Consider the following 14,935-nt stretch of genomic DNA (forward strand, 5'->3'; position numbering starts at 1 on the left):
TCACGCACCCTGCTTTTTCTCGATCATCGCAACGATCGCGTCCACAACTTCCTTCAGAGTCATGTCGGAGCTGTCAAGAAGCACCGCATCCTCCGCCTGCTTTAACGGAGAATTCTCCCGGTGCATATCCCGGTAGTCCCGGTCGATGATGTCCTTCTCGATCTCGTCGAGATCACAGTCAGTGCCTTTCTCTTTGAGCTCATTGTAGCGGCGTTTTGCACGGACTGCGGAGCTTGCAGTCAGATACACCTTCACGTCGGCATCCGGAAGGACGCAGGTTCCGATATCGCGGCCGTCCATGATGACGTCCGCCTGTCTCGCCAGCTCCTTCTGGAGTTCTACAAGCTTCTCCCGGACCTTTTTATAGACAGAAGTCGCAGATGCCATATTTCCGACCTCCTCGGTGCGGATCAGACCGGACACATTCTCACCGTTTAAGATCACCTGCTGCGCACCGTTCTCATAGCGGATCGTGATCTCCACCTGACCCAACGCGGCGTTGATCGCACTCTCGTCCGTTTTGTCGATGCCTTTTCGAAGAAAATAGAGTGCCATGGCCCGGTACATCGCTCCGGTGTCCACATAGATAAAGTTTTTCAGTGCCGCGACAGATTTTGCCACGGTACTCTTTCCGGCCCCTGCCGGGCCGTCGATCGCTACATTAAAAGACATGTCATTCTCCCCTTAGTTTATTTCAAGTTTTTTTATTTATTCGTGACTGTTCATTTATTCCGCACTTCTTCCGGCCAGCATTCCCGTCGACCAGGCGATCTGCAGGTTGAATCCGCCGGTGACGCCGTCCAGGTCAAGGACCTCTCCGGCGAAGTAGAGACCTTTTAACTTCTTCGACTCCATCGTGGACGGATTTACTTCCTTCACATTCACGCCGCCCTGGGTCACGATCGCCTCATTATATCCGCGAAGTCCTGTGAGCGTTACCGTGAATGCCTTCGTGAGGTCAACCAGGCGCTTCCGCTCCTCAGCCGTCACCTCATTGACCTGTTTTTCCGGATCGATCCCGCTTCTTTTGATCATCACAGGGATCAGTTTTGCCGGGAAGAGATGGTTCAGCGCGTTCTTGAACTGCTTATTCTTCGCCTCGTCGAAATCCCGCAGGATCCTGGCGTCCAGCTGCTCTTTCGAGAGCGCCGGTTTCAGGTCGATATCCATCTTAAGAGGCGTTTTTCTGATGATCTTCGCAGCATAGCTGCTGGCGCTTAAAACGACCGGTCCGCTGACGCCAAAATGGGTAAACAGCATTTCCCCGAATTCTTTCCAGAGAACCTTCTTTCCGTTCCAGACCGTCACCTCTATATTTCTCAGGGAAAGTCCCTGAAGCTCTTTCACATCGTCCTCCGCACACACGAACGGGACAAGCGCCGGTGACAGCGGTGTCACCGTATGGCCTGCCTCCTTTGCAAACCGGTATCCGTCCCCGGTAGACCCTGTAGACGGGTAGGAAAGTCCGCCTGTGGCGATCACCACCGCGTCGGCCTCTACGGTCTTTCCTGATTTTTCCAAGATGATCCCGGCTGCCTTTTCCTCGCGGATCACGATATCCTTTACCGGCTCATTCAGAAAGATCTTTACGCCGAGGGATCTCATCTTCCGCTCCAGAGCCCCTGTCACATCGGATGCATGATCCGATACCGGGAACATCCTTGCGCCGCGCTCTTCCTTTACCGGACAGCCATTTGCCTCCACGAGATCCACGATATCGAAATTCGTGAACCCGTAGATCGCACTGTAGAGGAATTTTCCATTGGAGACCATGTGTCTGAACAGGTCCTCCGTATCGCAGCCGTTTGTCAGGTTGCATCTTCCTTTTCCTGTAATATAGATCTTTTTTCCAAGCTTTTCATTTTTTTCATAGACGGAGACGTCATGTCCGCACTCCGCGGCGCCGATGGCAGCAGCCATTCCCGCTGCCCCGCCGCCGATAATCACAACTTTACTCATTTCTTCTTATCTTTTTCCACTTCTTTTATCTTTTTCTCCATGGCGTCCGCCACAGTCTCGAGGACCTTGATCCTCGCATACCATTTGGAATTTCCTTCCACGACAATCCAGGGTGCGTCCTTCGTGGAAGTCTTTTCCAACATTTCATTCACTGCAAGGACATAGGAATCCCACTTCTCCCGGTTTCTCCAGTCCTCGTCCGTGATCTTCCACTGTTTCTCCGGATTTTTCATCCTGTCATTGAAGCGCCGTTCCTGCTCATCTTTGTCGATCTGGATCCAGAATTTCAGGACAAGTGCTCCGGAATTGACGAAATGCGTTTCCATCTCGTTGATCTCCCGGTAGGCATGATGCCAGTCTGCCTCGGAGCAGAATCCCTCGATCCTCTCCACCATGACTCTTCCGTACCAGGTCCGGTCGAAGATCGCGATATGTCCGGCCTTCGGCACATTGTTCCAGAATCTCCAGAGATAGTGGTGGGATTTTTCCAGGTCATTCGGGGATGCCGTCGGGCAGACCTTGTAACCTCTCGGGTCGAGGTGGCTTGTCAGACGCTTGATCGCGCCGCCTTTTCCAGCCGCATCCCATCCCTCGAATCCCAGTATCACCGGGATCCGCAGACGATAGAGTTCCCCGTGGAGCGTCTCCAGGCGTTTCTGGAGCTTTGCCAGTTTTTTCCGGTACTCTGCCTCCTTGAGGCTCTTCGTAAGATCCGCTTTCGCAAGAATCCCTTTTTCATACCGGTCCGGCGGGAGCGGAGCTTCAAAAAATTCCGGCTCTTTTCCTGCCCGTTTTTTCTCAAGCGCCTTTTCCAGAACATCCGCCACCGTCTTTATCACTGTAAGGGCCGTTTCCGTCTTATCCTTCGCATCGATCACATACCAGGGTGCGTAAGGCATATCGGTCCGGCGGATCATCTCGTCGCTGATCTTTTTGTATTTTCCGTAGTGGGCGTTCCTCTCACGCTCTTTTTCTGTCACGCGCCATGCGGTATCCTTTGATCCCAGGAGTTTTTCAAACCGTTTTGCCTGTTCTTTTTCCGATATTTCGAGGAACAGCTTCACGATGACTGTTCCGCCGTCCACGAGACAGCGTTCAAATGCAAGAATATCCTCAAACGCTGCATCCACCTGTTTCTCCTTCAGGATCCCCTCAAAGCGGTCCGCCTGGACTCCCCGGTACCAGCTCGTGTCATAGATCGCGATCCGCCCCGCTGCCGGGGCATGGACCGCAAACCTCCAGAGGAACGGGCGGAGTGCCTCCTCCTCGGTATCCTTGTCTCCGGTGTAAACGTCAAATCCTCTCGGATCAAGCGCCTGCATGAGACGCCCGATCTGAACGCCCTTTCCGGCGCCATCATACCCGTCAAACAGGAGATAGACCGGGATCTTTTCCTCCTTACATTCCCGCTGCAGGCTTCCAAGTCTTTCCATCTCTTTTTTCAGGACTTCTTTTTTCTGCTTTTTTTCATCTTTCATCGGCTGATTCCTCCACTCTATGGTCCGATCAGACATTCTTAACCATTTTTGTTTCCCATGCCTATTTGCAGTTTTTCCGCCCTGGCACGATCTGTCATCAGTTTCTTCCAATTCCCGTCCGGGTATGCTTTTTACTGATTCATCCGCGCGTGCTCTCCCGCAAGCTCTTCATACAATTTCAGCGCATTCCAGTTCTGGTTCGTCGGTGTGAGCACTGCCTTGTAGTCGATCCGTCCGGCTCCTGCCTTTCTGAGCGCCAGGATCACCCGGTCCACCTGTCCGGACGTAAGACCTGCCATCACCATCATCTCTTTTTCAAAGTCCTCTCCGTCGTAGATCTCGCCGCAGGAAGTGATCTCCTTCACTCCTGCGAGATATCCCACCGGTTCCAGATACTCTTCCTTCTTCACTGCGCGAAGCTTCATTCCAAGTGGAAACAGCGCTTTTTTGATCTTTAACAGTCTCTCGCCCTCCGGCAGATGGTATAAAAGGATCGTAGGTTTCATATATTTTTCTGATTCCTTCCTGTTTTCATGTATTTCATTATATCAATTCCCGTGCAGCTTTGCAACGGCACAGAAAGATCCATGATTTTTTTGTTGATTTTTCCCTGGATTCTGATATAATGAATTTACTTCCGGGGTATGGCGTAGCTTGGTAGCGCGCTCGGCTGGGGGCCGAGAGGTCGCAGGTTCAAATCCTGTTGCCCCGATTTTTATAAGAGCAGAGGCTGAAAAAGCCTCTGCTCTTTTTGTTTTTCTTCTCTATTCTTCTTTCAGCACCCCGTTTATCCCGCGGATCACAAGCATCGTGATCACCATCAGCACGATCGCGATCGGAAGTGCGATCCAGGCGGACTGGACGAAGCCTGCGATGATGTAGGAGATAAAGGATACCACCGCAGCCACGATCGCATACGGAAGCTGGGTCGTCACATGGTTTACATGCTCACACTGGGCACCGGCAGACGCCATGATCGTCGTGTCAGAGATCGGGGAACAGTGATCCCCGCAGACAGCTCCTGCCATGCAGGCGGAGATGGAGATGATCATGAGATCCGGATTGCTGTTCTCAAATACCGCAACAACGATCGGTATCAGGATTCCGAAAGTTCCCCAGGATGTTCCCGTCGCAAATGCCAGGAAACAGCCCACAACGAAGATGATCGCCGGAAGGAAATTTAAGAAGGAACGGGCGCTGGACGCAACCACAGTCGCCACATAGACATCTGCGCCGAGGCTGTCCGTCATCGCCTTCAGTGTCCATGCGAAGGACAGGATCATGATCGCCGGGACCATGGACTTAAAGCCTTCCGGGATACATGCCATGCACTCGGAGAATTTCAGGACCCGGCGCACCTGATAGAGACCGATGGTGATCAAAAGTCCAAAAAAGCTTCCCATCGTAAGTCCCAGGGACGCGTCACTCTGGGAGAAGGCTGTCACAAAATCCTCTCCTGAGAAAAATCCACCCGTATAGAGCATGCCGATCATGCAGCAGATGATCAGGGATATGATCGGGATCAGAAGATCCAGAACAGTTCCCCTGACAGAGACCTCCGGCTGTTTCTCCGTGTCATACGGACGTCCCGGCGTGGTATAAAGGTCCCCCTTGAGCGCATTCTTCTCATGAAATTTCATAGAGCCGAATTCTGTCCGTAAGAGTACCATTCCGATCATCATCACGATCGTCAGGATCGCGTAAAAGTTGTATGGGATCGCCCGCACGAAGATAGAAAATCCGTCCTCGCCCTCAACAAATCCGGTAACCGCGGCCGCCCAGGAAGAGATCGGCGCGATAATGCAGATCGGAGCTGCCGTCGCATCGATCAGGTACGCGAGTTTTGCTCTTGAGACTTTAAATTTGTCTGTCACAGGGCGCATCACGCTTCCCACAGTCAGGCAGTTAAAATAATCATCGATAAAGATCAGACAGCCCAACAGGATCGTCGCAAGCTCCGCGCCCACGCGTCCCTTAATATGATCCGCCGCAAACTGGCCGAATGCTGCCGACCCGCCGGCCCGGTTCATCAGGCACACCATCGTTCCAAGGATCACAAGGAAGATCAGGATTCCCACATTGTAGCTGTCAGAGAGAACACTGATCATTCCATCCTCAAAGATATGGGTGATCGTTCCCTCAAAGCTGAAACCGGAATACAGGATTCCACCCATGAGAACACCGACGAACAAGGAACTGTACACCTCTTTTGTGATAAGTGCCAGCCCGATCGCCACGACCGGCGGAACGAGCGCCCAGAACGTCGCGTAGACCGCCGGCACATACTCTTCCGTCTGCTCTGCGCCAAATACGGTTGTCGCGAACATCAGGATCAGCACCACGGAAAGCACTGCTGTCCTTTTAATATTTTTCTTCATATCCGTCATAACGGACTCCTCCCTCCTGCCTCCGGAAAGCTCCACGCTCTCCACTTTTCCTGCAGTTCTATGTTTTATGTGACTGCCCGGTGCCTTCCGGCTGCCGGCTTATTTTTATGTAACAGGGAATTCCCCGGAATTTCCTGTTACTATGAAGAAATCCCCTCTCATCAGTACAATTCTGGTGAAAGGGGATCACAACATACACAATTACGATTCTTTATTCATCCCAGTTGTGGTATACAGCCTGTACGTCATCATCCTCGTCAAGGAGATCAAGGATTCTCTGCATCTTCTTGATCGCTTCCTCGTCAGTAAGTTCTACCCAGTTCTGCGGGATCATAGTAATATCAGCCTCTACCATCGGGATTCCGGCTTTCTCGAGAGCCTCGCGGACCGCACTGAAGTTGTCCGGATCTGTGATAACCTCGTAGCTGTCCTCTTCCTCGGAGAAATCCTCAGCGCCTGCATCAAGTGCAGCCATCATGAGCTCGTCGGCATCCATATCACACTCTTCTTTGTCGATCACGATCTGGCCCTTGCGGTCGAACATGAAGGAAACGCTTCCCTGAGCACCTACGTTTCCGCCGCCCTTTGTGAAGGCGCTTCTAACATTAGCTGCAGTACGGTTCTTGTTGTCAGTCAGTGTGTCAACGATAATCGCTACACCGCTCGGGCCGTATCCTTCGTATGTTAAGTTCTCGTAGTTTACAGAGTTTAAGTCACCGGCAGCTTTTTTGATACCGCGGTCGATGGTATCGTTCGGCATGTTGTTTGCTTTCGCTTTTGCAATTACATCACGCAGTTTGCTGTTGTTAGCCGGATCAGCGCCGCCCTCTTTAACTGCGACAGCGATCTCTCTTCCGATTACGGTAAAGATCTTACCCTTTGCTGCGTCGTTCTTCTCTTTCTTATGTTTGATGTTGGAAAATTTATTATGTCCTGACATCGTTTTAGCTTCCTTTCTCTTCGCATCTCGCTCTTTTTTATCTCTCGTGCACCAGTCCCAGGGATCTTTTCGTGCGCATTATACATAGTCTAAAATATTTTAACATCATTTTTCTGATATGGCAAGCGCTTTTTCCGGATACCCCTGCTCCACTTTTCCTTGACACATTCCACTCTGAGTATTTATACTCATTTCATAGCGATCCAGTGCCTTCCGGTCTATGATCTTCCGGGGTCAGCCCGGCAGATTCTGTGGATGGATGCATCTGACCTGCATTTTTGCGCAAGTGCGCATCATTGGCGCATTAGTGCCTGTTTGTATAATAGGGAATTCTTCGGATTTCCTATTACAAAATATTAATTATGGAGGACATGACGATGAAGAAGATTGAGATCGACACATTCCTGAAGTTCCGTTTTTTGAGCAACCCACATTTCTCACCCGATGGAACGAAGATCGCCTTCACGGTATCCGTACCGGACCGGGAGACCAATGGCTATCTGTCTGACCTGTACTTGTATGATCTCGGGAAGAAGACTGTCTCCCGTGTCACCTGCGCCGGTGACGCGAAGATCTGGTCCTGGACAGCAGAAAATACGCTGATCTTTACTGCGGCCCGGACTGCGGCCCTTAAAAAGGAAAAAGAAAACGGCACTTCTTTCTTTTATGAAATCTCCCCGTCCGGCGGCGAAGCCTCATGCCGCGCATCGGTTCCGGCTTCCGTCACAGGGATCCGTCTTCTCCCGGACGGGCGTTACCTCCTGACGATCCGCCATGATAATTACAAGGATACAAGGAAGAAATCTTACGAGGTCTTCGACGAGCTTCCGTTCTGGGGCAATGGCCAGGGATACACGAACGCGAAGAGAAACCGTTACGCTGTCTATGATATGGGATCCGATAAGCTCACTTACGTGGCGGACGAATGGACTGACTGCTCCCAGTATTCTGTCCTTGGAAACCTCCTGCTCTACAAGGCATATCCGTGGAAACAGAGTGTCATGGGAATCCGTCCGGGCGTTTATCTTTATAACCTCTCCACCAGAGAGACAAAAACCTTGATCGCGCCGGATTCCATGCGCACCGGAGTTGTCTCCCTCTTAGACGAAAAGACTGCACTCATTGCGGCAACGGATGACTCCTATAAGGATACGACGAAATACTGTGACTTCTACCATATGGATCTCGCTGACGGATCCATGAAGCTGATCCATCCTTATGAATCTTCCATCGGCGGCTCCTCCGTGGGCTCCGATTCCAGATTCGGCGCAGGACAGACATTTAAGGCTGTGGACGGGGAATTTTACTATATTTCCACCGTGGAAGATTTTTCCCATCTCTATAAGATCTCCCGGGGCGGCACTGTCTCCGGGCCGCTGACGGCAGGAAGCTCCTGCGACAGCTTCGATCTTGCGGGCGGACACATCGCCTCCATGGAATTCCACGGCCTCCACATTGCGGAACTTTTTGTAGACGGCAAGCAGGTGACCCACATGAATGACTGGCTCACCGACGAGTACGATGTCCAGACTCCGGAAGCCTTCACATTTACTGCCAGCGATGGGTACGAGATCCACGGATGGGTATTAAAACCGGCAGGTTTCGAGAAAGGAAAGTCCTATCCCGGTATCTTAAATATCCACGGCGGTCCTAGAACCGTTTATTCAGATGTCTACTATCATGAGATGCAGATGTGGGCAAACCGCGGATATTTTGTGTTCTTCTGCAACCCGAGAGGATCTGACGGACGGGGCACGGACTTTGGAAATATCAACGGAATCTACGGAACTGTGGACTATCAGAACCTGATGGATTTCACGGATGAAGTCCTGAAACGGTACCCGATGATCGATCCGGAACATCTCGGTGTCGCAGGCGGCTCCTACGGCGGCTTCATGACAAACTGGATCATCGGACATACAGACCGGTTCCACGCGGCGGCTTCCCAGCGTTCCATCTCTAACTGGGTATCCTTTGAGCACAACTCCGATATCGGACATACCTTCATCTTAAACAACCAGGGAGCCAACACGAGGACCGATGTGGAGCTTCTCTGGAAGCAGTCCCCGCTCCAGTTTGCGCCGAACTGCAAGACACCGACACTATTTATCCACTCCGATGAGGACTACCGATGCTATATGGCGGAAGGACTCGCCATGTTCAGCGCCATCAAGCGGAACGGCTGCCCGTCGAAGCTTTGCCTGTTCCATGGAGAAAATCATGAGCTGTCCAGAGGCGGAAAGCCGGAGAACAGGATCGACCGGATGACGGAGATCATTGACTGGATGGATGAATATTTAAAATAAAGGAAACAATCCTACCGCTCTTTTTATACATGCCATAAGATTTCCTGTTAATGAAAAAGAATGTGCCTTGGCACATTCTCGCGCCTCGCGCGGTCGCTTGCGACAATTTACATCTTCGCGCGAGTGCGCTCTTTGGCACGTCAGTGCCTTTTTATGTAACTGGGAATTCCTCGGAATTTCCTGTTACATAAAAAATGGCTGCAGGGTCGTATCCCCTGCAGCCACAGATCTTATCATTATCGATTCACATAATTCAACACCAATGCAAGAAGCAGCATATGGACCGGATAAAACGCATAACAGCTATACTGGAAGACTTTCGTATGGCAGCCCTGCCGTCCACGATACAGCCAGATCGGAAGCAATGAAAGCAATGCAAGTCCCTGCTGGCAGAGTTCAAAGTCCATCCCCAAAAAACGGATGGGGTACATCAGACCTCCCAGAAGCTCTACGTTGACCCAATAAAGCGCCAGAAGCTGTCCGGAAAAACACCACCATTTTCTTCCCCGGAAAAAGTAAAAAATAAACAGCGTCAATACACCTGCACCGTAGTAATCTGCCATCCCTACCGTCCCAAGCGCACTTCCAACCAGCACGACCAGTACCGCCGTCGGCAGAAAGATCCACAGCTTCCGTTTTTTTCGAACTTTTTCCATCAAATGGATTCCAGAAAGTCCTATTAACAATGTCCAGATCACATTCTGATGAAACGGATAAAACCAGGTTCCGCCATACATCAGATCAAAGGGGATCTCCGACAGCACCGCAAACAGCAGCAGCCGGAGAATATACTTTTTAAAGCTGTGCGTGTGAAAATATCCTTCCACTGCCATAAATGCAAAGATGGGAAACGCGAGCCTTCCTACGCAGGTCAGCCAGTCCTGCGCCGGAAGAAGCGTAGCCCAGAGATGATCCATCAGCATAAATGTCATAGCAATGATATGAAGCATTGCCGCACTGATGTCAAAGATTCCTGACTGAGATGAATGTACTTGATTTTTTATCATATTGTCACTCCTGTTATTTTCTCTCAGTCCAATTATACTTCCATTTACCGTCTCTGGTCAAATCCTTATCAGTGACAACGTTTCTTCTGCCTACCGTCTCACGTTCACGCCTGTCAAAATCGAATCCTGTAAGCCCTGCCCATAGTGCTGCTTCTTTTCGTCTGTGTCTGGCTATGATTTCATATCTACCACCATGTGGACTCTTTCTCACCAGAAACAGAACTAATACACTTTCTTTCTAAAGCAACAAATTATGTTCTCATTTGGTTGTTCCCTTCGCTGCGCTAGAGAAAAACGGGATTATACCCGTGAGCAAATTGCGGATCGTGCCGAAATCAGTTCTCGTTTTCTAGCAGCTATCGAGAATGACAAACGAAAGCCGAGCTTGGACGTCCTGATCCGTCTCGTTAATGCTATTGGTGCTTCATTTGATGAAGTTCTCGCACCGCAGATAGAACAGGAGAGCGAAATCGTAGAGCGCATACAGCGTTTAGTCCTACAATGCAGTCATCGGGAACAGGAGCTTTTACTTGCCCTGATTGACAAAATGCTCGACACAAGGGGAAACCCAGAGAAAGAATAAACGCGGCTGGGTATCTGCTTACCCGACCGCGTTTATTCTTTGTCCGCTGCTATTACGGGCAAACAGTCTTTTATTGTAGAAGGGGCATTCCAGTACACATGTCGTTTGGAATGCCCCTGTTTTAATTCTTAATTTGCTGGTAAAAACTTACTTTCTGGCTCCATCCGCACCGATGGTCTTGCCGTCTACGGTGGTATTCACCGCCATAGAGCCATCTGCGTAGAAGTAATACTGCTTACCGTCAATCTGCTTCCAACCACCAGAGAACATTTTGCCGGTATTTTTGTCCAACCAGTACCACTTCTGATCATTAGAGAGCCAACCTTTGACCAAATCCCCGTTTTTGTAGTAACTCCATTCACCGCTGTCATTCTGCACCCAGCCGTTGGCAGTCTGCGGATCGATGACGATCTCCACGAACCGCCGCAGGACGGTAGCGACTTCGGCTCTGGTTGCGGTTCCAGCAGGGTCGAAACAGTTGTTTGTCTTGCCCGCAAGGATGCCCGCCTGCTGCATGGACTTGACCGCATCCTTTGCCCAGGAAGAAATCTGCGCGTTATCGGCAAAGGTCACAGCCTCCAGCGTTTTCGGGATGGTGTAGCCCAGTTTGGTAGCGTAGTTCTTCATAATGACCGCCATCTGCTCGCGGTTGATGTTGGTATCCGGGGCGAAAGTAGTATCTGTCGTTCCACTGACAACGCCAGTCTTTGCCGCCCAGTTGACATAGGGGGCGTAGTAAGCATCTTCTTTCACATCGGTAAACATGCTGGTCTGGTAATCAGCCGGGTCAACACCTGCTAATCGCCCCAGTGCGGTGACAAACATTCCTCTGGTCATGCCGGTATTGGGACTGAAGGTGGTGGCACTGGTACCACTCAGCAGCCCACGGCTAACAACAAAGAGCATATTGTCCTTTGCCCAGTGGTTGTTCACGTCGGTAAAGGCAGGAATCTGATTCTTGTAGCCTATGCCGTAGATGCTGAAATGCTCTGCTACAAAAATCACTGCTTTCTGATCCATATTATAGCTGGATTTGCTGATCCACTGTACATTACCGTTTTCGTCCACATAAACCGCATACAGGTTGCCAGGCTGCTCGTTTTTCGCCGGAGTATACGGAATTGCAATGCTGACGGTCTTCCCGCTCAAGTTGACAGCAGTTTCCTTGCCGTTCTTTACTTCCCATAAGGTAATATCATAGACCGGGCGATTTCCAATGGCTGTTTCTACTTCCTGAGAGGTAACTGCGGTCTTCTTCATTTTTAGAATAAGATCTCCGGTAGTCTGACGGTTCAGTTCCTTTAGGGTATCCAGCATAAATCCAAAGTCAGCCATACTGTCGGTATCGATGGTGAACCGTTTGACACCAGAGGACACTAGTTTATCCAGTGCATCTGCTTTCAGCGTAATCTGCACACCAGCTAACGCTTTGCTGATTTCCACAGGAACAACCACCGCGATACCGTTTTTCGTATTCCCATGCTTTATTGAGTCAGACTGGGCAACGGAGATAACATCAGCAACTATGCTTCTTGTAATCACTGCATTTCCCTTACTATCCACTTTTACAGAATTTGATTTTGCTGTAGTTGGTGTGGTCGGGTTATCCTTGTTCGGACGATCAGTGATAAAGGCGTTGCCAGAGGGATCGTCCCTGTCTTCGGAAGATGAACTGCCGCTAGTATAGATCCAGTAGGCATATAGGGTGGTATCTGCCGTATAAACCTGATTTAAGGTAACTTTTATGCCGCCGGTCTGTTCGGTGTACCATCCATCAAAACGATAGTTGCCACCACGGGTTGGTGTAGGTAAAGAGGACAGCTTGCCGGAACTATCTGTGGTAGCAGCAACCGGATTGACACTGCCACCATTAGGGTAAAATGTCACGGTATAGGTATTTGCTTCCCACTTCGCCCAGTATTCCTTATTGCCCATTTCGGTGCTGCCAATTGCCGTAACAGGAGAGCCGGTCAGACTCTCGTTGTCATACCAGCCCTTGAACATGTGGCCTGTATAGGTCATATCGTCCGCTGTCGGAAGCGTTGCACCCACGCCGTAGGTGTATCCGGTGACATTGCCGCTGTTGATCGTGCCGCCGTTTGTGTTCAGCGTGACGGTGTAGGTATTTGCTTCCCACTTCGCCCAATACTCCTTATTGCCCGTTTCGGTGTCGCTGATTGCCGTAACAGGAACGCCGGTCAAGCCTTCGTTGTCATACCATCCCTTGAACGTATATCCCGTATAGGTCATATCGTTGGCTGTCGGAAGCGTTGCGCCCACGCCGTAGGTGTATCCGGTGACATTACCGTTGTTGATCGTGCCGCCGTTCGTGTGTAGCGTCACTGTATAGGTCGGGGCTGTCCACTGCACCGTCAGTTCCGTCACATCAGCAGGAACACTCTCACCGGGAGCGTAGCGTTTATTGTTGTTTCCGCTCCACATAAAATAATCGCCTTTATTTCCGTCAGGGCGGGTCAGACCATCGGACGCAGGTGCGGCAAACTCGCTGCAGTTTTTCACGATGATTTGAATAGCATCGGAGCTATTACCCAGCTTGCCGCCGCCAAGGTCAAGGGTAACGACCTTCAGTCCGTCAGAGCCCAGTGTGTCAGGGTTCAGGACTTCAAGGACGGGGCGGAAACCGAGGAACTCGCGCCGACCGGACGAGTCGTCCCAACTCCAGAGGCGGGCCGAATAGCACCCACGGTACGCCCGGCGCGACGCGCTGTCAGAAGAAGTATCCTGCCCCCACGAATACTTTGTATTCCAGTTTTTGACATATCCGCTGTTCTTGTTCAGCATCGTGTCCCATTCATTATTTGACGGCGTGCCGCGTTCGGAATCGCCCGAACCTGTATAACCACTTCCCACAGACGGTGCGCGCAGGGTATAGTCCACGCCGTAGCTGGCATAATTTTTACCGAAAATCAGACTCGCAGTATTTAAGTCATCCCAGCTTACCGTATGCGTTACATTGTAGTCCGCAATAAACAGGCTGTGGTTGTAAGGCGTTACCGCATCTTCAGTGCTTATACCTTCTGAGGAGCGGGAATAGGCGTTAATCGTCCCCACATAGGTAAAGGGAACCCAGTGGAGGGACTTGTCCGGCAGATTGTCGTTTTTCTCGCCCGGAATCTCCGTCCCAGACAGGTCGAACCAGTAGGTGATGCCGGGGGTGAGGGAAAACTGCTCGTCAGGCGAATCATTGGCCAATAGCATTGGCGCAGCCAGCGCCCCCAATGCAGCGGCAGCTTCTGCATACCGGGTCATATCCAGCTCATCGATTTCCTCGTCGGAGAGCTTCTCCTTCGCCTCGTCGATGGCCTCAAGCTGCGCCTTGACTTCCTCGGCGTTCTCTTCAGTGATTTCTTCTGCGTTCGGTAAACCGTCGATCATGGCCTGTACGCTTGCCACCGTGACAGCCTCCGCATTGGACGGGGTATTATCTCCCGCGCCGCATAGCTCGCAGACATATCCGCAGGGCGTCCCCTCGGCTGCGGGGGAGTAGCCGCACTCATCGTCATGCTCATGCTGGCAGTTCAGTTCCTTTGTGATACACCCGCTTTCCTCGCTGCACGCATGGGTACATTCGGTCGGCTCCCGCTTCTGTGCGCCGGACGGGGTCGCCTCATTGCCGGAAACACTTTCCTCCGAGTAACAGTCCTCGTCATGTTCATGAACGCACTCGGTCACAAGGGTATAGCAGTCCTCGGTGTGTTCGTGATTGCAGGGTGTCCCCTCGATGCCCTCGGTATAGCCGCAGTCCGCGTTATGCTCCGGGTGGTGTTCGCACAGGCCGCTTGTGCCTGCTGTAACGCCGCCCGCCTGCCCATTCTCCTCGGCCAACACGGATTGAGAGCAGAGGGAAAAGAGCATTGCGCCGCAGAGCAGCAGGCTCAATATCCGTTTTTTCAATTTCATTTAGTCCTCCCTTTCTTCCGTACTGACTGTACGGTCTTTTGATTTGTTTTTCAGCCGGATGCAGATCATGGTCACTGTCACCCCCACCACAAAGGCGGCGATGCCGACAACAATGTACGCGCTTGCGCCTCCTCGCAGCAGCACAGAGCCATAGCTGTCCGCCACGGTGGGGACGCCACCTGACTGTACCTTCCGCAAAAGAATACCGATACCGGCAAAGAGAAGCAGACTGCACACGCTTAAGGTGGAAAGCACGCGCCTTTCGTGCCGCTTCCTGTATTGCCTCGCCCGTCGCCGGATCTCCCGAACCCGGCGCTCCGTTCTGCTGGTCATTGTCAATGTCTCCTTTCGCTT

Annotated in this window: 11 protein-coding genes and 1 tRNA gene; 3 read left to right on the forward strand and 9 right to left on the reverse strand. The window is 51.4% G+C overall.

The annotated features are described in order from the left end of the window. The 4 genes from cmk to GPK90_RS09770 all read right to left on the reverse strand — a co-directional run bounded on the left by cmk (window position 1) and on the right by GPK90_RS09770 (window position 3,943). Window positions 1-672 carry a (d)CMP kinase gene (cmk, locus tag GPK90_RS09755; RefSeq protein WP_118297828.1) on the reverse strand — a complete coding sequence of 224 codons (672 nt, stop codon included), beginning with the start codon at window positions 670-672 and terminating at the stop codon, window positions 1-3. A 54-nt stretch (window positions 673-726) separates the two neighbouring features. Beyond that, complete coding sequence (locus GPK90_RS09760; RefSeq protein ID WP_142411190.1) at window positions 727-1,959, reverse strand: BaiN/RdsA family NAD(P)/FAD-dependent oxidoreductase; 1,233 nt, start codon at window positions 1,957-1,959, stop codon at window positions 727-729. Beyond that, window positions 1,956-3,437 carry a polyphosphate:AMP phosphotransferase gene (gene pap / locus GPK90_RS09765; RefSeq protein WP_215702854.1) on the reverse strand — a complete coding sequence of 494 codons (1,482 nt, stop codon included), beginning with the start codon at window positions 3,435-3,437 and terminating at the stop codon, window positions 1,956-1,958. The genes GPK90_RS09760 and pap overlap by 4 nt, the downstream gene beginning before the upstream one ends. Before the next feature lie 131 nt (window positions 3,438-3,568). Beyond that, complete coding sequence (locus tag GPK90_RS09770) at window positions 3,569-3,943, reverse strand: DUF3783 domain-containing protein (protein WP_118531855.1); 375 nt, start codon at window positions 3,941-3,943, stop codon at window positions 3,569-3,571. Between the two features lie 132 nt (window positions 3,944-4,075). On the opposite strand from GPK90_RS09770, the gene GPK90_RS09775 reads away from it, so the two are divergent. Continuing rightward, window positions 4,076-4,149: transfer RNA gene (locus GPK90_RS09775), tRNA-Pro, on the forward strand. Between the two features lie 52 nt (window positions 4,150-4,201). Here the strand turns inward: GPK90_RS09775 and GPK90_RS09780 are convergent. Together GPK90_RS09780 and GPK90_RS09785 are read right to left on the reverse strand one after the other, a co-directional pair. After that, complete coding sequence (locus GPK90_RS09780) at window positions 4,202-5,824, reverse strand: Na+/H+ antiporter NhaC family protein (RefSeq protein ID WP_486463666.1); 1,623 nt, start codon at window positions 5,822-5,824, stop codon at window positions 4,202-4,204. 211 nt (window positions 5,825-6,035) lie between these two features. Beyond that, window positions 6,036-6,764, reverse strand: coding sequence for a YebC/PmpR family DNA-binding transcriptional regulator (locus GPK90_RS09785; protein ID WP_015554900.1), 729 nt, complete (start codon window positions 6,762-6,764; stop codon window positions 6,036-6,038). 377 nt (window positions 6,765-7,141) lie between these two features. Here GPK90_RS09785 and GPK90_RS19050 point away from each other — a divergent pair, with 377 nt between their 5' ends. Next, window positions 7,142-9,070: an alpha/beta hydrolase family protein gene (locus GPK90_RS19050; protein ID WP_252197410.1), complete on the forward strand. Its 1,929-nt coding sequence runs from the start codon at window positions 7,142-7,144 to the stop codon at window positions 9,068-9,070. A gap of 236 nt (window positions 9,071-9,306) precedes the next feature. On the opposite strand, the gene GPK90_RS09795 is transcribed toward GPK90_RS19050, so the two are convergent. Beyond that, the gene (locus GPK90_RS09795) at window positions 9,307-10,077 is read right to left on the reverse strand and encodes a TraX family protein (RefSeq protein ID WP_215702855.1); all 771 of its coding nucleotides are present in this window, start codon (window positions 10,075-10,077) and stop codon (window positions 9,307-9,309) included. A gap of 253 nt (window positions 10,078-10,330) precedes the next feature. On the opposite strand from GPK90_RS09795, the gene GPK90_RS09800 reads away from it, so the two are divergent. Next, complete coding sequence (locus GPK90_RS09800) at window positions 10,331-10,660, forward strand: helix-turn-helix transcriptional regulator (protein WP_182427702.1); 330 nt, start codon at window positions 10,331-10,333, stop codon at window positions 10,658-10,660. 147 nt (window positions 10,661-10,807) lie between these two features. Here GPK90_RS09800 and GPK90_RS19055 read toward each other — a convergent pair whose 3' ends face one another. Together GPK90_RS19055 and GPK90_RS09820 are read right to left on the reverse strand one after the other, a co-directional pair. Then, window positions 10,808-14,581, reverse strand: coding sequence for an S-layer homology domain-containing protein (locus GPK90_RS19055; RefSeq protein WP_252197411.1), 3,774 nt, complete (start codon window positions 14,579-14,581; stop codon window positions 10,808-10,810). Beyond that, complete coding sequence (locus tag GPK90_RS09820) at window positions 14,582-14,914, reverse strand: hypothetical protein (RefSeq protein WP_118531863.1); 333 nt, start codon at window positions 14,912-14,914, stop codon at window positions 14,582-14,584. It abuts the gene before it with no gap. Window positions 14,915-14,935: the final 21 nt, after the last annotated feature.

The organism is Clostridium sp. MCC344, assembly GCF_018785365.1.
In the GTDB taxonomy this organism is placed as follows: Bacteria; Bacillota; Clostridia; order Lachnospirales; family Lachnospiraceae; genus Pilosibacter.